The following is an 18,419-nucleotide window of genomic DNA, read 5'->3' as shown; positions in this document are numbered from 1 at the left end:
CGACACGTGAACCGGCCCGACCCCGAGGTCCAGAAGGTCATCGACCTGGCCACCGCCGGCTTCCCCCCGCTGGCCACGGAGATGACGGACATCGCCGAGGTGCGCGCCTTCTTCGCCGCCCGCCCCCGGCCCGCCGTCCCGCCGCCGCCCGTCGCCCGCGTCACGGACGAGGACGCCGACGGCGTGCCCGTACGCGTCTACGATCCGGCCGTCCACGGGACCGCCCCCGTGATCGTCTTCTGTCACGGGGGCGGCTTCGTCCTCTGCGACCTCGACAGCCACGACCCCTTCTGCCGCTCCCTCGCCCTGGCCACGGAGGCGGTCGTCGTCTCCGTCGACTACCGTCGCGCCCCCGAGCACCCCTTCCCCGCCGCCCCCGAGGACGCCTACACGGCCCTGCTGTGGACGGCGGCGGCCCACCCGGGCCGGCGGATCGCCGTCGCCGGGGACAGCGCGGGCGCCAACCTCGCCACCGTCCTCACCCTGCTCTCCCGCGACCGGGGCGGCCCCGGGATCGCCTGCCAGGCGCTCTACTACCCGATGCTCGACCCCACTCGCTCCCGCCCCTCGCACCGGGAGAACGCCCGGGGCTACTTCCTCACCGCCGACCACCTGCGCTGGTACTGGGACGGCTATCTGCAGGCCCCGGCGCACCGCACCAGCCCCTACGCGGCCCCGCTGGCGGGCGCCGACCTGTCCGGGCTCCCGCCGGCCCAGATCGTCACCGCCGGCTTCGACCCGCTGCGGGACGACGGCCTGGCGTACGCGGAGGCCCTCGCCGCCGCGGGCGTCCCCGTGGAGGCCCGCCACCACGCCGGGATGTTCCACGGCTTCCTCTCCATGGCGGGCGCCCTGCCGGCGGCGGCCGAGGCCCGCGAGAGCGCCTTCGCGGCCCTGCGCAAGGCCCTCGGGAGGCTCTAGCCCCGCGTCGACCGCGGTCCGTACGCGTGCGTGCGCCCCGTCCCCACCCGGCCGGGTGGGGACGGGGCGCACGCACGCGTACGGACCGCATCAGCCCCGTATCAGGGTGAACCCCTCGTACCCCGAGGCCGCCACGTCCGCGATGATCTCCCCGTACACCCCGAAGCCCCCGACGAACGGCATGAACACCCGGGGCTTCCCGGGGATGTTGGCCCCCAGGTACCAGGAGTTCGCCGCCGGGAACAGGGTGGCCGCCGCCCGGTCGCGGCACTGGGCCACCCACTGCTCGACGGCCTCCTCGTCCGCCTCGATCGCGCGGTAGCCGTGCTCGTCCAGATGGCGCAGGCAGTCGGCGAGCCAGTCGACGTGCTGCTCGGCGCAGAGCACGACGTTGGCCATGACGGACGGGCTGCCGGGCCCGGTGAGGTTGAACAGGTTCGGGAAGCCGTCGACGCCCAGGCCCAGATAGGTGCGGGGACCTCCGCTCCACACGTCCTTCAGCCTCCGGCCGCCCCGCCCCCGGACGTCCACCCGGTCGATCGCCCCGGTCATCGCGTCGAAACCGGTCGCGAACACGATCGCGTCCAGCTCCACCCGGCTGCCGTCGGCCAGCACGATCCCGGTGCGGTCGATCCGTTCGATCGCGTTCTCCCGCAGGCTCACGAGCCGCACGTCGTCGCGGTTGAACGTCTCGTAGTAGTGCGAGTCGGTGACGATCCTCTTGGTGCCGATCGGATGGTCCGTCGGCACGAGGAGGTCCGCGACGGCCGGGTCCTCGACGAGCGCGCGGACCTTCTCCTCCCAGAAGGCGCGGGCCTCCTCGTTGGCCGCCCGGTCGGTGAGCTGGTCGGGGAACGTCTTGGAGTACAGGACGCCGCCGAGTTCCCAGCGCTCCTCGAACGCGGCCCGCCGCTCCTCGGGGGAGACGTCGAACGTCGCCGACGGGTGCGCCGCGTGCGGCGAACCGCCGCCGCTGAGCCGCGAGAGCCGCCGCCGTTCGGCGTAGTCCGCCTTCTGCCGGCGGCGCGTCTCCTCGTCCAGGGGCGCGTTTCCCGCCGGGATGCTGAAGTTGGCGCTGCGCTGGAAGACGGTGAGGTGCGCCGCCTGCTCGGCGATCAGGGGAACGGCCTGGATGCCGGAGGAGCCGGTGCCGAGGACGCCGACGCGCAGCCCGCCGAAGTCCACGCCCTCGTGCGGCCACTCACCGGTGTGGTACGTGGCGCCCGCGAAGTCCCCGGCCCCCGGGACGTCCGGCACGTGCGTGCTGGAGAGGCAGCCGACGGCGAACACGCAGTACCGGGCCGAGACCACCTCGCCGCCGTCCGTGCGGACCGTCCAGCGCAGCGTCTCCTCGTCCAGCTCGGCGGAGGTCACCGAGGTCGCGAAGGTGTAGCTGCGGCGCAGGTCGAAGCGGTCGGCGACGTGCCGCAGATAGCGGACGATCTCCGGCTGCGCGGCGTACTTCTCGCTCCAGTCCCACTCCTGCTGGAGCTCCTCGTCGAAGGAGTACGAGTAGTCCACGGACTCCACGTCGCAGCGCGCGCCGGGGTAGCGGTTCCAGTACCAGACGCCGCCCACGTCGTCCCCGCGCTCGAAGCCGCGCACGCTGTGTCCGAGACCGCGCAGCCTGTGCACGGCGTACAGACCGGTGACGCCCGCCCCGACGACGACCACGTCGACGGACTCGGTGATGCTGTCGTTCACGTTCGTACTCTCCTCATCGAGTGGTGGTGGTGTTCGCCGCCGACCGTCGCAGCGCCTTCTTGTCGACCTTGCCCGCCGCGTTGTGCGGCAGCTCCGGCACGGAGCGGAAGGCGCGCGGGACCTTGAAGTTGGCCAGCCGCTCGCGCGTGTACGCGGTCAGCTCGGCCGCGTCGACCGGAGCCCCGCCCGCCGGTACGCAGTACGCGACGCCGACCTCCCCGAGACGTGCGTCCGGCACGCCGACGACCGCCGCGTCCCGGACGGCGGGGTGGCCGCGCAGCACCTGCTCCACCTCCGCCGGGTACACGTTGAACCCGCCCACGACGAACATGTCCTTGAGCCGGTCGGTGATCCTCAGGAACCCGCGCTCGTCGAGCACCCCGACGTCCCCCGTGTGCAGCCAGCCCTCCGCGTCCACGACCCGGGCGGTGGCCTCGGGGTCGTCGAGGTAGCCGTGCATCACGTGGTAGCCGCGGGTGAGGATCTCGCCCGGCTCCCCGGGCGGGGCGTCGACGCGCAGCTCCGTGCCCTCCAGGGCCGTCCCGGAGGTGCGGGCCAGGGTCTCCGGCGACTCGTGCGGCGGGCAGATCGCGACCACGCCCGTCGACTCGGTCAGCCCGTACGCGGTGTTGACGCTCCGCGCGCCGAGGGACGTCCTGATCTCCTCGATGAGCGTGACGGGGACGTTCGCCGCGCCCGTGACCGCCATCCGCATCGACGTCAGGTCGTACGCCCCGCGTGCGGGATGGTGGATGAGCGAGGTGAAGACCGTCGGGGCGCCGGTCAGGACGGAGATGCGCTCGTCCCGTATCCGGCCGAGCACGGCCTCGGCGTCGAAGACCCGCTCCGGGACGATCGTGGCCCCGTGCAGCAGACAGGCGAGGACGCCCGCCTTGTAGCCGAAGGTGTGGAAGAACGGATTGACGAGGAGGTGGCGGTCGCCGCGCCGGAGGGTGACCGTACGGGCCCAGGCGTCGTACACGCGCAGGTTCTGCCCGTGGGTGGCGGGGACCCCCTTGGGGCGGCCGGTGGTGCCGGAGGTGAAGAGGACGTCGGCGGTGTCGGCCGGCCGCACGGCGGCGGTACGGGCGAGCCGCTCCTCCCCGGTCACCCGGTCCGCCGCCGACAGGAAGCACGGCCAGTCCGCCGAGTGCAGGGCCACCGTCCGCTCCAGGAGCGGGAGCGCCTCCCCGGATGCCACGAGCAGCGCCCGGTAGTCCGTACCCAGGAAGTCGTGCTCGGTGAAGAGCAGCCGGGTCCGGGAACGGCGCAGGATGTCGGCGGCCTCGGCCGCCTTGTAGCGGGTGTTCACCGGGACGAGCACCCCGCCGGCCGCCACCGCGCCGAGCGCGGCCACCACCCAGCGCGCGCTGTTGGGGGCCCACACGGCGACCGAGTCGCCGGGGCGCACCCCCTGCGCGATCACCGCGCGTGCCGCCCGGTCCACCCGGTCGCGGAGCTCCGCGAACGTCCAGCGCTCCTCGCCGAAGACGAGGGCCTCCTCATCCCCGTACCGCTCCGCGGCCCAGTCCGCGAGCCCGGCGGTGGTCTGCGCGCCCCTCATGATCTGTCACGTCCTCCCTGCTGCCCCGCCCCCGGCGGGGCACGGGCGGTGGAACCACGGCGGATCGGAGCCTGGCAGGGAGGGGCGCCCCGGCGCAGGGGGAGGTTCCCGCTCACCGGGAAGGTGCGGGGGTTTCTTCCGGCTCCGGCCGTCCGCCCCCTGGAACGACGGCACCGCCGCCCCGGGAACGGGGACGGCGGTGCGGTGGTGTGCCGGTGGCGGGGGAGGGGTCAGGGCACGATCAGGTCGGGTACGACCTCCGCCAGCTCCGCGGCGGACAGGACGCCCTCCCGGACCAGGAGCGGGGCGTCGCCGGTCAGGTCGACGATCGACGACGACACCGGCCCGGCGGTCCGGCCCCCGTCGAGGTACACCGCCACGGAATCGCCCAGCATGCCGAAGGCCGCGTCGCAGTCCTCCGGCGAGGGCCGGTCGGTGAGGTTCGCGCTGGAGACGGCCATCGGGCCGGCGGCGGCCAGCAGGTCGAGCGCGAGGGGGTGGTCGGGCATCCGCACGGCCACCGTCCCGCCGGTCTCGCCCAGGTCCCAGGAGAGTGAGGGCCGGTGGCGGAGCACCAGGGTCAGACCGCCCGGCCAGAAGGCCCCGATCAGTTCCCCGGCCTTCTCCGGCAGGTCCTCGACCAGGCCGTCGAGCGCGTCCCTGGAGCCGACGAGCACGGGGGAGGGCTTGTGCCGGCCCCGTCCCTTCGCGGCCAGCAGGCCGGCGACGGCCTTCGGGTCGAAGGCGTCGGCGCCGACGCCGTAGACGGTGTCCGTCGGAAGGACGACGAGGCGTCCCTCCCCGAGGACGGCCACCGCCGCGTCGATGCCCGCCCGGCGGGCCGACGGGTCCGAGCAGTCGAACCGCTGTGCCATGGGGTCGTTCACTCCGTGCTCTCCACGCCGTGCGAGGTCACCATCCGGGCATTGCCCTCGGCGAGCTGGTAGGCCAGTCCCACGACCGCCACCTCGCCCGTCCGCACCTGCTCCGACAGGACCCGGGAACGGTCCATGAGCAGCTGCACCGTGTGCCTTATGTGCTCGTCGATGATGTCGCTGTCCTCGGTCAGACCGGCGGCGCGGGCCGCCAGGACGCTCGGCGTCACCCGCTCCACCACGTCCCGTACGAATCCGCCCGCCGGCAGTCCGTCCTCCACCGCGGCGCGGGCCGCCGCGACGGCGCCGCACGAGTCGTGTCCCAGGACGACGACCAGCCGGCAGCCGAGCACGCTCGTGGCGTACTCGACGCTGCCCAGCACCTCGGCCCCCAGCACATGGCCGGCGGTCCGTACGACGAACAGGTCGCCGAGTCCCTGGTCGAAGATGATCTCGGCCGCGAGCCGTGAGTCGGAGCACCCGAGGATGACCGCGAACGGCTCCTGTCCGGGTGCGAGCTGCGCACGGCGGGCGGCGTCCTGATTGGGGTGGTCCGGGGTCCCGGCGACGAAGCGGCGGTTGCCGGCGAGCATGGCGTCGAGAGCGACCGAAGGCGATGTGCGAGGCATGGCACCCACTGTAACGAGCCGTTCCCGGCCGGTTCCCGGCCGGTCCCCCGGAAAGCGGTGGGCGGCCCGCGGGGTCGGCGCCTCCGGGCGCGCGGTCCGGCAGGGGGACGGCGGGGCGAAACCGTGGCATGCCCACGTAGATTTTGCCCTCCCGTGGTTGCCGCCCCGGCGGCCCCGCCGGAGTCTTGGTGACCATGCCTCTCGGGCAGCTGGTTCTGCTGGTCACGGGGGGTGCTCAGGGCCCTCCGCCCTGAGCGGGGAAAGTTCATGCACCTCGAGTTCCGGCACCTCCGTGTCCTGCTCACCGTCGCCGAGGCCGGCAGCATCCGCAGGGCCGCCGCACGGCTGCAGCTCTCCCAGCCCGCCACGAGCGCTCAACTGAAGCGGATCGAACAGGAGCTCGGCGGCCCGCTCTTCATCCGCAGTGCCGAGGGCGTGAAGCCGAACGAGCACGGCCAGTACGTCCTGCGCTGCGCGCGTGACCTCGTGGTCGGCTTCGACCGGCTGCGCGAGCACGCGCGATCGGCCGCCGAGAGGGACAGCGGTACGGCCGCGCCGCTGCGGGCGGGCGGCACGGCCGGCCCCTTGGTGTCACTGCTCATATCGGCCCTTTTCGAGCTCGTGCCGGAGAGCCGACTGGCCATCGACGCCCGCCGTTCGGTGCACACCCTCGTGAAGGCGCTGAGCCAGTCGAAATGCGACATCGCGGTCTTCGGAGAGTTCCCCGGCTTCCCGCTCCCGGTCGGCGAGTCGGTCGTGACGCGCACGCTGGTGCGCGAACCGGTCTTCGTCCTGCTCGCCGACGACCACCCGCTGGCCCGCCGGGAGAGCGTCGGGCTGGGCGAACTCCGCGACGAGGAGTGGGTCATGCCGGAGGCCGACGAGAGCGGGGTGCACGCCTATCTCCACCTCACCTGCCAGTCGGCGGGATTCACCCCGCGCATCGCGCACGTGACGCCGGACCTGTCCGTGGCGCAGATCCTGGTCGCCGGCCGGCGTGCCGTCTGCGGGGTGTGGCCGAGCGCCGAGGTGCCCGCCCAGGGCACCGTGCAGCGGCCGCTCGCGGGCGTCCCGTTCCACCGGCGGCTGCAACTGGCCTGGAACCCGGAGTCGGTTCCGCCGGAGCTCGCCGACGCGGTGGCCGAACGGCTGCTCGCGCAGTACCTGTCGCTGGTGCGGCAGCGCCCGCAGTACCTGGCCTGGTGGGAGGGCGGCGGCGAGGGGTTCGCGCTCGGCGCGGACGGCTGACCGGCGGGCCCTCGTTCGGCGCCCCTATAACCCCGGGGCTATACCCCACATGGGATCACGTCAGGAACATGTCACCTGGTGAACACTTCGCGTCAACGTCCAAGGACGTCGTCACCCCCCACGACGAGCGAAGGAACACCCCGTCATGTCCCGTCCCCTCCTTGTCCTCTCCACCATGGTCGCCGCCGCCGTCATCACCACGGGCGCGGTGGCCGTACCGGCGTACTCGCAGTCCGACGCGGCGCCGCACGGGAACCCGGCCCGCGACACGGCGATATCCCGGGCCCAGGCGAACGTGACCCGGCACGCCGACGCCTTCGGCTTCGGCGCGGGTCAGGCGCTCCAGGTCAAGGACGTCGTGATCGACGCCGACGGCACCCAGCACGTCCGCTTCGACCGGACCTACCGCGGCCTCCCGGTCGTCGGCGGCGACTTCGTCGTCCACCAGAAGGCCGACGGCTCGCTCAAGGGCTCCAGCCACGCCAAGGCCCGCAAGGTGGCGCTCGCGTCCGTCACCCCCGCCGCCGACGCCAAGGGCACCGCGGCCGGCGCCCTCAAGCGCGCGCAGGGCGTCGTCAGCGACGCCAGGTCCACCCCCGAGCTGATCGTGTGGGCCGCCGACGGCACCCCCCGCCTGGCCTGGCGCACCACCGTCCAGGGCCTGGGCGACAAGGGCCAGCCGCACGGCGAGGTGTTCGTCACCGACGCCACCACCGGCGCCGCGATCGAGAACTACGACTCCGAGCACGAGTCGACCGGCACCGGCCACTCCGAGTACACCGGTGACATCACCCTCGACACCACCCAGCAGGCCAACGGCACCTTCGCGCTGATCGACCCGGTCCGCGGCCACATCACCAAGGACGCGCACAACGTCTCGTCCTCGTCCCTGAGCAGTTCCTCCGGCACCCTGTTCACCGACGCCGACAACATCTGGGGCGACGGCCGGAAGTTCTCCACCGACCGCGCCACCGCCGCCGTCGACGCGCACGCCAACACCGCGAAGACCTTCGACTACTACAAGAGCACCTTCGGCCGCAACGGCATCAAGAACGACGGCCGCGGCGCCACCGTCTTCGTCCACGTCGGCACCAACTGGGACAACGCCCAGTGGTCGGACGCCTGCTTCTGCATGATGACCGGCGACGGCGACGGCGTCACCGACCCCGAGCAGGTCGACCTCGACACCATGGGCCACGAGATGACCCACGGCGTCACCTCGGCCACCGCCAACCTGCGCTACAGCGGAGAGTCCGGCGGCCTGAACGAGGCCACCAGCGACATCCTCGGCACGATGGTCGAGTGGTACGCCAACAACCCGATCGACACCCCGGACTACCTCTTCAGCGACCAGTCCACCCCGCCGTGGCTGCGCCGCTTCGACAAGCCCTCCCTCGACGGCCGCTCCGCCGACTACTGGTCGAAGTCCGTCGGCCGGCTCGACGTGCACAACTCCTCGGGCGTCGGCAACCACTGGTTCTACCTCGCCAGCGAGGGCAGCGGCACCAAGACGATCAACGGCGTCACCTACAACAGCCCGACGTACAACGGCTCCACCGTCACGGGCATCGGCAACCAGAAGGCCTCCGCCATCTGGTACCGGGCGCTGACCGTCTACATGACCTCCACCACGGACTACAAGGGCGCCCGCGCGGCGACCCTGAGCGCGGCGAAGGACCTGTACGGCGCCACCGGCCCCGAGTACGCCACCGTGGCCGCGGCCTGGACCGGGGTCAACGTCCTCTGACCCGCCGTCATGTGACCCGATCGATCCGATCGGCCGCTCGGGCCCCGCCGCCACGGCGGGGCCCGAGCGCGTCACACCGGCAAGAGCACCCGATTGGGCGACTGCGCCGTCACACCGCGCAACGGCAAGATCATCCGCATGAGATCCCCCCTGACGCGCCGGGCGCTCGCCGCGGCCCTCCTCCTGACGTCGACGCTGGCCCCCGCCGTGGCCGCGGCCGCCCAACCCGGCGGAGAGGACCGCCCGTCGGAGCGCGCCGCCCACGCCCGTCTGCTCGGTGAGAAGATCGTCCCGCACAAGCTCGACTTCCGGGGCACCACGGTCGGCGGCCTCTCCGGAGTCGACCGCAACCGGTGCACCGGCGAGTACGTGTTCATCAGCGACGACCGCTCGTACCTGCAGCCCGCCCGCTTCTACACCGCCAGGCTGGACGTGGACGCGGACGGCGTGCACTCCGTGGACTTCACCGGCACCCACCCCTTCCTCCAGCCGGACGGCTCCGCCTACCCGTCGCCGTCCGTCGGGGACGGCAAGGCCGTCGACCCCGAGGAGATCCGGGTCGACCCGCGCGGCTGCGACTACTGGTGGGCGCAGGAGGGCGACCGGCCCAAGGCGGTCGGCGCCGGACCGGTCATCCAGCCGTCCGTCCAGTTCGCCGGTCCCACCGGCGCCCACCGGGGCCGGTTCCGCCTGCCGTCGAACTACGAGATCACCATGGACGAACGCGGGCCGCGCCGGAACCAGGCGATCGAGGCCATCACCTTCGGCTCCCACGGCCGCGTGGTGACCAGCGCGGTCGAAGGACCCCTGCTCCAGGACGGTCCCGTGCCCGACCTGGAGCACGGCGCCCTCGTCCGGGTCACGCGGCAGACGCGCGGAGGCCGGGTGCTCGGACAGTTCGCGTACCCCATCGAGAAGATCTTCGCCCCGTCCGACCCGACCAGCCCCTGGGCCCCGGACACCGGCGTCCCGTCGATCCTCGCCTTCCCCGACGACCCCGAGCGCTACCTCGTGCTCGAGCGCACCTGGGTCGCCGGGTCGGGATACAAGATCCGCCTCTACGACGCCACCACGCGCGGGGCGACCGATGTGCAGGCGGTGGAGTCCCTGGCCGGACGGCCCGTGGTGGCGATGCGCAAGACGCTCGTCGCGGACTTCCACACCCTCGGCCTCTCCACCGTCGACAACACCGAAGGCATGACCTGGGGACCGGTCCTGCCGTCCGGCGAGCGGTCGCTGATCCTGGTCAGCGACGACAACTTCGACGCGGAGGCGGTCACCCAGATCGTCGCCCTCGCCCTCCGCTGACCCCGGCACGAGCGGTGGCCGGCCCGAGCGCGCTTCAGGAGGGCATGTTCTGTTCCGCCCAGACCACCTTGCCGGTGACGGTGCGACAGGAACCCCACCTGCGGCACAGCATGTTGATGAGCTGAAGTCCCCGGCCGCCCTCGTCGCTGAGGTCCGCGTGCTGGATCTGGGGCAGGTCGGGACCGGTGTCCGAGACCTCCACGACGAGCCGCTCCCCCCGCAGCAACCGCAGCTCGCCCGGCCCGTTCCCGTACCGCAGCGCGTTGCCGACCAGCTCGGAGACGACGAGTTCGGACACGTCCGCCAGCTCCGCGAGCCCCCACGCGGCGAGCTGCCCGGTGACGAGGCCCCGGGCGACCGAGGCGGCCCGGCCGTCCTGCGGCAGTTTCCACACCCGCAGGTCCCCGGCCGGGAGCGGGGAGTCCGCCGTCACGAGGAGCACCGCCTCGTCGAAGCGGGCGGCCGCGGCCGAAGCGCACCCCACCAGACCGCCCTGCTGCAACGCCTCGGGAGTCAGGCCCAGCGCGGCCGAGCGGAGCCGGTCCAGCTGGGCGTCCACGTCCTCCTCGCGGGACTTCACCAGGCCGTCCGTGTACATGACCAGATGGGCACCCTCCGGGACGCGGAGCCGCAGCGGGTCGTACGGGATCACCCCCGCGCCCAGCGGCGCGCCGATCGGCACCGGGACGAACTCGCCGCCGCCCCGCCCGTCGAGGAGCAGCGGCGGCAGGTGCCCGGCGCTCGCCAGCGTGTACGTGGAGTCGGCGGGGTCGTAGACGGCGCAGAGACAGGTGGCGACCTGCTCGTCCTCCAGATCGCGGGTGGCCAGGTCCAGCCGGGCCAGGATCCGCTCGGGCGCCGTGTCCAGGGTCATGAGGGTGCGGGCGACGGTCCGCAGCCGCCCCATGGTGGCGGCGGCCGGCAGCCCGTGTCCCATCACGTCGCCCACCATGAGGGCTGTCCGCCCGCCGGGCAGCGCCATCACGTCGTACCAGTCCCCGCCCACGCCGTGGTGGGCCGCCGCGGGAGCGTACTCGGAGTGCACCAGCAGGCCCGGAGTCGTCGGGTTCACACGGGGCAGCAGACTGCGCTGCAAGGAGACGACGTGCTCGCGCTCGCGCCCGTACAGCCGGGCGTTGTCGATGAAGACGGCCGCCTTGGAGGCGAGCTGCTCGGCCAGCGCCAGGTCGGTCGTGGAGAACGGGGGCGTCCCGGGGGCACGGACGAAGTCGGCGCTGCCGAGCAGCAGCCCGCGGGCGACGAGGGGCACGGCCAGATAGCTGTGCACCCCGGCGTCCCGCATCTTGGCCGCCGCGCTCGCGGTGGGCGCGACGCGCAGGAAGTCGTCGTCGCGCATGCGGCTCAGCAGGACCGGCTTGCCCTGCCGGAGGCAGTACCGGTGGAGCAGGGTCTCGTGGGGCTGCTCGGTGTGGACGAAGGTCTCGCCCACCGGGGTCGGCTCCAGCGAGGAGAGCTCCTCGATGGCGCACAGCGCCGTGGCCCGCATGGGCGGGATGCCGGGCTCCGTCCACCGGGACCCCTCGTCGCCCCGCAGGACGCTCTCGAGGATGTCCACGGCCGCCCCGTCGGCGAAGCGGGGCACGGTGAACTCCGCGAGTTCCTGCGCGGTGCGCTCCAGGTCCAGGGTCGTACCGATCCTGGTGGTGGCGGAATTCAGCCAGGCGAGCCGACTGCGCATGGTGAACCGGTCGGGCGGCAGGACGCCCCTGCCCCTCCGGAACCGGACGTTCTCCCGGGCAGCGCGACGTCCCGCCGGGTCCTGCCCGGCCGAGCCGCGGCCGGGCAGGTGCCGTCCGCCGCTGCCGCCGTTCACTCTTTCGGCCCCCAACAGGACTCGACGCCGCTTTGGTGCCCAGTGTGCACCGGAAACGGCGTCCGCGCCTCCCACCCGGCGCACCCGAAGGCCGGAGGCCGGAGGCGGTACGAGAGCGGCCGGACGCCTCCCGGCGCCCCGCCCCGGCCGCCCGTCGTGCCGCCTCCCGGCGCCCCGGCCGCCCGCCGTGCCGCCGCCCGTCCCCTCAGCCGATCTCGACGAGGAGGTCGCCGCCCTCCACCTGCTGGATCCGGGTGATGGCCAGCCGGGAGACCCGGCCGCCCCTCGGAGCGGTGATCGAGGCCTCCATCTTCATCGCCTCGATCGTCGCCACCGTCGCGCCGGCCTCGACCTCGTCGCCCTCGGCGACGGCCAGCGTGACCACGCCGGCGAACGGCGCGGCGACATGGCCGGGGTCGGACCTGTCGGCCTTCTCGGTCACCGGGAGGCCGGCGGCCGCGGTCCTGTCCCGCACCTGGATCGGCCGCAGCTGGCCGTTCAGGGTGGACATCACCGTGCGCATGCCGCGCTCGTCGGCCTCGCCCACGGCCTCCAGCGCGATGAGCAGCCGCACGCCGGGGCCGAAGTCGACGGCGTACTCCTTTCCGGGGCGCAGCCCGTAGAAGAAGTCCTTGCTGTCGAGCACGCTGGTGTCGCCGTACGCCTCGCGGTGCGCCTCGTACGCCTCCGTCGGGCCGGGGAAGAGGAGGCGGTTCAGCGTGGCGCGCCGGTCCTCGGCCAGGCCGGTGCGGTCCTCCGCGGTGAGCTCCCGCATCGGCTTGGGTCCGGCGCGGCCCTCGAGGGCCTTGGTGCGGAACGGCTCGGGCCAGCCGCCGGGCGGCGTGCCCAGCTCGCCGTGGAGGAAGCCGACGACGGAGTCCGGGACGTCGTACCGGTTCGGCGCCGCCTCGAAGTCCTCGGGCGCCACCCCGGCGCCGACGAGGTGCAGCGCGAGGTCCCCCACCACCTTCGACGAGGGGGTGACCTTCACCAGCCGGCCCAGCATCCGGTCCGCGGCGGCGTACGTCGACTCGACGTCCTCGAACCGGTCGCCGAGGCCGAGCGCGACGGCCTGGGTGCGCAGGTTGGAGAGCTGCCCGCCGGGGATCTCGTGGTGGTACACGCGTCCCGTCGGCGAGTCCAGGCCCGCTTCGAAGGGGGCGTAGATCCTGCGGACGCCCTCCCAGTACGGCTCCAGGTCGCCGACCGCCTGCAGGTCGAGGCCGGTGGGCCGCTCGGAGTGGTCGGTCGCGGCGACGATCGCCGACAGCGAGGGCTGCGAGGTGGTGCCGGCCATGGAGGCCACCGCGCCGTCCACCGCGTCCGCCCCGGCCTGGACCGCCGCCAGGTACGTGGCGAGCTGGCCGCCCGCCGTGTCGTGGGTGTGGAGGTGCACCGGCAGCTCGAACTCCCGGCGCAGCGCGGAGACCAGCTTCGCCGCGGCGGGGGCGCGCAGCAGGCCGGCCATGTCCTTGACCGCGAGGACGTGCGCGCCCGCGGCGACGATCTTCTCGGCGAGCCGCAGGTAGTAGTCCAGGGTGTACAGCTTCTCCGCCGGGTCGGAGAGGTCGGAGGTGTAGCAGAGCGCGACCTCGGCGACCGCCGTCCCGGTCTCCCGCACGGCCTCGATGGCGGGCCGCATCCGGTCGACGTCGTTGAGCGCGTCGAAGATCCGGAAGATGTCGATGCCGGTGGCGGCGGCCTCCTGCACGAAGGCGTCGGTCACCTCGGTCGGGTACGGGGTGTACCCCACGGTGTTGCGGCCCCGCAGCAGCATCTGCAGGCAGATGTTCGGCACGGCCTCGCGCAGCGCGGCCAGCCGCTCCCAGGGGTCCTCGGCGAGGAAGCGCAGGGCGACGTCGTAGGTGGCGCCGCCCCAGCACTCCAGGGACAGCAGCTGCGGCAGCGTGTGCGCGACCGTCGGGGCGACGGCGAGCAGGTCCTTCGTCCGGACGCGGGTGGCGAGCAACGACTGGTGGGCGTCGCGGAAGGTGGTGTCGGTGACGCCGAGGACCGGCGACTCGCGCAGGTTCCGCGCGAAGCCCTCCGGGCCGAGTTCGGCCAGCCGCTGCCGTGAGCCGGCGGGCGGGCGGCCGGCGGGCAGCCGGGGCAGCTTGGTGACCGGGGAGACGAGCTCGGGACGGGGACCGTGCGGCTTGTTCACGGTGACGTCGGCGAGGTAGGTGAGCAGCTTGGTGCCGCGGTCGGCCGAGTGGCGGGCGGTGAGCAGGTGCGGCCGCTGCTCGATGAAGGCCGTCGTGACCCGCCCGGCCTGGAAGTCCGGGTCGTCCAGGACGGCCTGGAGGAAGGGGATGTTCGTGGACACGCCCCGGATGCGGAACTCGGCCACCGCGCGCCGGGCCCGGTCGACGGCGGCCTTGAAGTCCCTTCCCCGGCAGGTCAGTTTGACCAGCATCGAGTCGAAGTGGGCGCTGACCTCCGTACCGGCGTGGGTGGTTCCGCCGTCGAGCCGGATGCCGGAGCCCCCCGGGGAGCGGTAGGCGCTGATCATGCCGGTGTCGGGGCGGAAGCCGTTGGCCGGGTCCTCGGTGGTGATGCGGCACTGCAGGGCGGCGCCGCGCGGGACGACGGACTCCTGCGTCAGGCCGAGGTCGGCGAGGCTCTCCCCGGCGGCGATGCGCAGCTGCGACTGCACCAGGTCGACGTCGGTGATCTCCTCGGTCACCGTGTGCTCGACCTGGATGCGCGGGTTCATCTCGATGAAGACGTGGTTGCCGTCGGGGTCGAGGAGGAACTCCACGGTGCCCGCGTTCCGGTAGCCGATCCGGCGGGCGAACTTCACGGCGTCGTCGCAGATCCGCTGCCGCACCGCCGGGTCGAGGTTCGGGGCGGGCGCGAGCTCGACCACCTTCTGGTGGCGGCGCTGCAGCGAGCAGTCGCGCTCGAACAGGTGGATGACCCGGCCCTCGCCGTCGGCGAGGATCTGCACCTCGATGTGGCGCGGGTCGACGACGGCCTTCTCCAGGAAGACGGTGGCGTCGCCGAAGGCGGACTCGGCCTCGCGGGCCGCCGCCTCGATGGACTCGCGCAGCGCCGCCGGGTCCTCGACCCGCCGCATGCCGCGACCGCCGCCGCCGGCGACGGCCTTGACGAACACCGGGAAACCGATCCCCCCGGCGGCCGCCACGAGTTCGTCCACGTCGGTGGAGGGCGCCGAGGACCCGAGCACGGGCACGCCGGCCTCGCGGGCGGCGGCCACCGCGCGCGCCTTGTTCCCGGTCAGCTCCAGGGTCTGCGCGGACGGGCCCACGAACGTGATGCCCGCCTCCTCGCAGGCGCGCGCCAGTTCCGGGTTCTCGGACAGGAACCCGTAACCCGGGTAGACGGCGTCGGCACCGGCCAGGCGGGCCGCCCGGATGACCTCCGACACCGAGAGGTAGGCCCGTACCGGATGACCGGGTTCACCGATCTCGTAGGCCTCGTCGGCCTTCAGGCGGTGCAGCGAGTTGCGGTCCTCGTGGGGGAAGACGGCTACCGTGCGCGCCCCCAGTTCGTAGCCCGCGCGGAACGCGCGGATCGCGATCTCCCCGCGGTTGGCCACCAGCACCTTGCGGAACATTCTGATCCCTTCACCGTGCCCGGCTCGTCGTGGCAACGCTACGGGCTGCGCCGCGGCCCGCTGAAGATTCCGGGCGACGACATGGGTCATCGCGTCCCGGTGGTCCGTTTCGACGGGACGCCCGGCCGCGGATAGACCCGGGACTGCTTGACGCTGCCGAAGGCGAAGCTCGACTCGATCGACGCGATGCCCGGGATGGCGTGGATCCGGGTGCGGACGAGCGCCTCGTACGCCTCCAGGCTCTCGATCACCACCCTGAGCAGGTAGTCGCTGCTGCCGGCCATCAGATAGCAGTCCTGGATGTGGTCGATGAGGCCGACGTGCTGCTCGAACACGTTCACCGCCTCGGCGGTGTGCCGCTCCAGGCGGATCCGTACGAAGACGGTGATCGGCAGGCCGAAGGCGACCTGGTCGACGGTGGCCGTGTAGCCGCCGATCAGTCCCGACTCCTCGAGCCGGCGCACCCGGCGCAGACAGGGGGAGGGGGACAGCCTGATCCGGTCGGCGAGGTCCTGGTTCGACAGGCGGCCGTCCGTCTGCAGCTCATGGACGATCTGAAAGTCCACGGCGTCCATCGGCTCTCCTTTGCGGATCTTGGCAGATTCTGCCCTCACGCTATGCCTCAAGGGCATAAGTGGCAATCATCTGCCCTGTCCGAAGCCCTACGGTTGCTCCTTGGGGGCGAGCCGGGCATCGGTTCCGCCCGAACGGCTTCGAGAGGGAGGGACGGTCGGTGACCGCAACGCGATCGGCGGGGGCGAGGACGGGGGAGGCGCGGGACACGCGCACTCCGTCCGAAGGACACGAGGAGGGGCTCCGCACCGGGTCCGAAGGGCACGAGGAGGGGCTCCGCACCGGGTCCGAAGGGCACGAGGAGGGGCTCCGCACCGGCCGGCTCCGGGGGGCCTCCCCGCAGGCCGTGGGCATGCTCGCGCTGTTCCTCACCGTGGCGATCTGGGCCGCCTTCGCGCTCAGCGCCCGCGCCCTGAGCGCCTCCACTCTGCTGCCCGCCGACGCCGCCCTGCTGCGCTTCGGCGTGCCCCTGGTGGTCCTGGCGCCCGCCCTGTGGCGGCGCAGGCGCCGGCTGGCCGCCGTCCGCCCCGGCCCCGCAGCCAAGATCATCTGCGGCGCGGGGGTCCCGTTCTTCCTCGCCGCCATGTACGGCGGCTCGCTGACCTCCGCCGCGTTCGTCGGGGCGATCGTGCCCGGCATGGTCCCGCTGTTCGTCTCCGCCCTCATGGTCGCGGGCGGCAGGAGCGCCCCGCGCGGCACCCAGGCGGCCGGCCTGGCCCTCATCGTGGCCGGCGTCGCGGCCCTGGTCTGGCGTCACACCGCCGCCCTCGACGCGGACGTCCTGCTCGGCACGGGCACGCTGCTCGTCGCCAGCGGCCTGTGGGCCCTCTACACCGTCGGCCTGCGCGAGGTCGACCTCGACCCGGTCGGCTCCATCGGCCTGCTCTGCCTGCCCTCCTTCGCCGTCATCGCCCTGCTGACGCTGACCGGCGTCCTGCCCACCGGCATCGCCCACGCGGCCGGCGGCGACATCGCGCTCTTCCTCGTCGTCCAGGGCCTGGGCGTCGGCCTCTGCGCCGGGCTGACGTACGCGTTCGCCATCCGCCGCCTCGGCCCCGAGCGCAGCTCCGTCGTCGGCAGCCTCAGCCCGGTCGCCGTCGTCCTGCTCGCCGTGCCCCTCCTCGACGAGTCCCCGACCCTGCCCGTCGTGGTCGGCGTCCCCCTCATCACCCTCGGCGTCGCGCTCGCCAACGGACGCCGACGCTCCCGAACCGAGGTCTCCGCCGATGCTTGAGCTCCTTCCCGCCCCGCCCGCCGACCCGCTCTGGGACCTGACCGCCGAGTACGCCGCCGACCCGCGGCCCGAGCGCCTCGACCTCGTCCTCGGCGTCTACCGCGACCACACCGGGGTCACCCCCGTCATGGCGGCGGTCAAGGAGGCCGAGCTGCGCCTGGCGGAACGCTCCGGCTCCAAGGAGTACCTCGGCCTGTCGGGCAACACCGCCTTCAACCGCTCCATGCTCACCACCGTCCTCGGCACCGAGGCCCTCACCGCGCGGGCGACGGCCGTCCAGACCGTGGCCGGAACCGGCGCCCTGCGCCTCCTCGCCGACCTCGTACGGCAGACGCGCCCCGGCACCACCGTGTGGATCAGCGACCCCGCGTACGTCAACCACCGCCCCATCCTCGAAGGCGCGGGCCTCTCCGTCCGCACGTTCCGGTGGCTCGACCCCACGGGGCTCCTCGAAGACCTCCGCGAGGCGGGGCGCGGCGACGTCGTCCTGCTGCAGGGCTGCTGCCACAACCCCACCGGAGCGGACCCCTCCCCGGAGACCTGGGAAGAGCTCGCCGGACTCGCCGCGACGAACGGCTGGGTCCCCTTCGTCGACCTCGCCTACCACGGCCTCGGCGACGGCCTCGACGCCGACCTGCGGCCGACCCGGATGCTGGCCGAACGGCTCCCCGAGGTGCTGATCGCCGTCAGCTGCTCCAAGAACTTCGGCCTCTACAGCGACCGCACCGGCTGCGCCGTCGTCGTCGGCTCCTCGACGCGGGCGCTCCGGCACGTCGAGACCGCCCTCCAGAACGCCGCCCGCACCCTGTACTCCATGCCGCCCGACCACGGCGCCGCCGTCGTCGCCACCGTCCTGGAGGACGAGCGCCTCAAGGCACTCTGGCTCGCCGAACTCGACGCGATGCGCCACCGCATCACGGCCAACCGGACGGACCTCGTCGCCCACCTCGGCGCCCTCGGCCACGAGGAGGCGGCGAGTGCCCTCGCAGGCCAGAAGGGCATGTTCTCGATGCTGCCCCTCACCCCCGGGGGAATGCTCCGGATGCGCCGCCGGTCCGGCATCTACGGCACGACCGCCGGCCGCGTCAACATCGCGGGCGTCCCCGCGCACCGGATCCCCTTCCTGGCCCGGGGCATCGCCGACGCCCTGCGGGCCCCGGCCGCCACGGAGACCGTCTGACGTCCCCCGGGACGGCAGGGGA

At 73.3% G+C, this 18,419-nt stretch carries 13 protein-coding genes; 6 read left to right on the top strand and 7 right to left on the bottom strand.

Features of this window, described 5'->3' with window-relative positions; all coding sequences use genetic code 11:
• The first annotated feature begins 6 nt into the window (after positions 1-6).
• On the top strand, positions 7-921 hold the full coding sequence (lipP1, locus tag IE180_RS07695; RefSeq protein ID WP_229860363.1) for a LipP1 family hormone-sensitive lipase: 915 nt from the start codon (positions 7-9) through the stop codon (positions 919-921).
• Between the two features lie 90 nt (positions 922-1,011).
• On the opposite strand, the gene IE180_RS37110 is transcribed toward lipP1, so the two are convergent.
• From IE180_RS37110 to IE180_RS07675, 4 genes are all read right to left on the bottom strand, one after another.
• Entirely contained in the window at positions 1,012-2,625 is a 1,614-nt protein-coding gene (locus IE180_RS37110) for a flavin-containing monooxygenase (RefSeq protein ID WP_190156013.1), read from the bottom strand.
• A gap of 13 nt (positions 2,626-2,638) precedes the next feature.
• Positions 2,639-4,189, bottom strand: a complete 1,551-nt coding sequence (locus tag IE180_RS07685; RefSeq protein ID WP_190156012.1) for a FadD3 family acyl-CoA ligase — start codon at positions 4,187-4,189, stop codon at positions 2,639-2,641.
• A gap of 230 nt (positions 4,190-4,419) precedes the next feature.
• Entirely contained in the window at positions 4,420-5,064 is a 645-nt protein-coding gene (locus IE180_RS07680; RefSeq protein ID WP_190156011.1) for an L-threonylcarbamoyladenylate synthase, read from the bottom strand.
• Positions 5,065-5,072: 8 nt separating this feature from the next.
• Positions 5,073-5,693, bottom strand: a complete 621-nt coding sequence (locus IE180_RS07675) for a carbonic anhydrase (RefSeq protein WP_190156010.1) — start codon at positions 5,691-5,693, stop codon at positions 5,073-5,075.
• Positions 5,694-5,960: 267 nt separating this feature from the next.
• Here IE180_RS07675 and IE180_RS07670 point away from each other — a divergent pair, with 267 nt between their 5' ends.
• The 3 genes from IE180_RS07670 (at position 5,961) to IE180_RS07660 (ending at position 9,996) form a co-directional block, all read left to right on the top strand.
• Positions 5,961-6,941, top strand: coding sequence for a LysR family transcriptional regulator (locus IE180_RS07670; protein WP_190156009.1), 981 nt, complete (start codon positions 5,961-5,963; stop codon positions 6,939-6,941).
• A 145-nt stretch (positions 6,942-7,086) separates the two neighbouring features.
• Positions 7,087-8,688 carry a M4 family metallopeptidase gene (locus tag IE180_RS07665; RefSeq protein WP_190156008.1) on the top strand — a complete coding sequence of 534 codons (1,602 nt, stop codon included), beginning with the start codon at positions 7,087-7,089 and terminating at the stop codon, positions 8,686-8,688.
• Between the two features lie 138 nt (positions 8,689-8,826).
• Entirely contained in the window at positions 8,827-9,996 is a 1,170-nt protein-coding gene (locus IE180_RS07660; protein ID WP_190156007.1) for an esterase-like activity of phytase family protein, read from the top strand.
• Between the two features lie 34 nt (positions 9,997-10,030).
• On the opposite strand, the gene IE180_RS07655 is transcribed toward IE180_RS07660, so the two are convergent.
• The 3 genes from IE180_RS07655 to IE180_RS07645 form a co-directional block, all read right to left on the bottom strand.
• Positions 10,031-11,830, bottom strand: coding sequence for an ATP-binding SpoIIE family protein phosphatase (locus IE180_RS07655; RefSeq protein ID WP_190156006.1), 1,800 nt, complete (start codon positions 11,828-11,830; stop codon positions 10,031-10,033).
• A gap of 205 nt (positions 11,831-12,035) precedes the next feature.
• Entirely contained in the window at positions 12,036-15,410 is a 3,375-nt protein-coding gene (locus tag IE180_RS07650) for a pyruvate carboxylase (RefSeq protein WP_190156005.1), read from the bottom strand.
• 86 nt (positions 15,411-15,496) lie between these two features.
• Positions 15,497-15,985 carry an Lrp/AsnC family transcriptional regulator gene (locus IE180_RS07645; protein ID WP_190156004.1) on the bottom strand — a complete coding sequence of 163 codons (489 nt, stop codon included), beginning with the start codon at positions 15,983-15,985 and terminating at the stop codon, positions 15,497-15,499.
• 158 nt (positions 15,986-16,143) lie between these two features.
• Here IE180_RS07645 and IE180_RS07640 point away from each other — a divergent pair, with 158 nt between their 5' ends.
• Both IE180_RS07640 and IE180_RS07635 read left to right on the top strand, forming a co-directional pair.
• Positions 16,144-17,217, top strand: coding sequence for a DMT family transporter (locus IE180_RS07640; protein ID WP_229860361.1), 1,074 nt, complete (start codon positions 16,144-16,146; stop codon positions 17,215-17,217).
• Positions 17,210-18,397 carry an amino acid aminotransferase gene (locus tag IE180_RS07635; protein ID WP_190156003.1) on the top strand — a complete coding sequence of 396 codons (1,188 nt, stop codon included), beginning with the start codon at positions 17,210-17,212 and terminating at the stop codon, positions 18,395-18,397. The genes IE180_RS07640 and IE180_RS07635 overlap by 8 nt, the downstream gene beginning before the upstream one ends.
• The last annotated feature ends 22 nt before the right edge of the window (positions 18,398-18,419 follow it).

Source organism: Streptomyces litmocidini, from assembly GCF_014649755.1.
Classification (GTDB): domain Bacteria; phylum Actinomycetota; class Actinomycetes; order Streptomycetales; family Streptomycetaceae; genus Streptomyces; species Streptomyces litmocidini.
This window is presented reverse-complemented; position numbering and strand designations above follow the sequence as displayed.

Bases quoted from the DNA above. Each gene is read 5' to 3' on its own strand.
- IE180_RS07670 (WP_190156009.1), top strand. From the start codon at position 5,961: ATGCACCTCGAGTTCCGGCACCTCCGTGTCCTGCTCACCGTCGCCGAG.
- IE180_RS07650 (WP_190156005.1), bottom strand. From the start codon at position 15,410: ATGTTCCGCAAGGTGCTGGTGGCCAACCGCGGGGAGATCGCGATCCGC.
- IE180_RS07660 (WP_190156007.1), top strand. From the start codon at position 8,827: ATGAGATCCCCCCTGACGCGCCGGGCGCTCGCCGCGGCCCTCCTCCTG.
- IE180_RS07685 (WP_190156012.1), bottom strand. From the start codon at position 4,189: ATGAGGGGCGCGCAGACCACCGCCGGGCTCGCGGACTGGGCCGCGGAG.
- IE180_RS07675 (WP_190156010.1), bottom strand. From the start codon at position 5,693: ATGCCTCGCACATCGCCTTCGGTCGCTCTCGACGCCATGCTCGCCGGC.
- IE180_RS07665 (WP_190156008.1), top strand. From the start codon at position 7,087: ATGTCCCGTCCCCTCCTTGTCCTCTCCACCATGGTCGCCGCCGCCGTC.
- IE180_RS07635 (WP_190156003.1), top strand. From the start codon at position 17,210: ATGCTTGAGCTCCTTCCCGCCCCGCCCGCCGACCCGCTCTGGGACCTG.
- IE180_RS07645 (WP_190156004.1), bottom strand. From the start codon at position 15,985: ATGGACGCCGTGGACTTTCAGATCGTCCATGAGCTGCAGACGGACGGC.
- IE180_RS07680 (WP_190156011.1), bottom strand. From the start codon at position 5,064: ATGGCACAGCGGTTCGACTGCTCGGACCCGTCGGCCCGCCGGGCGGGC.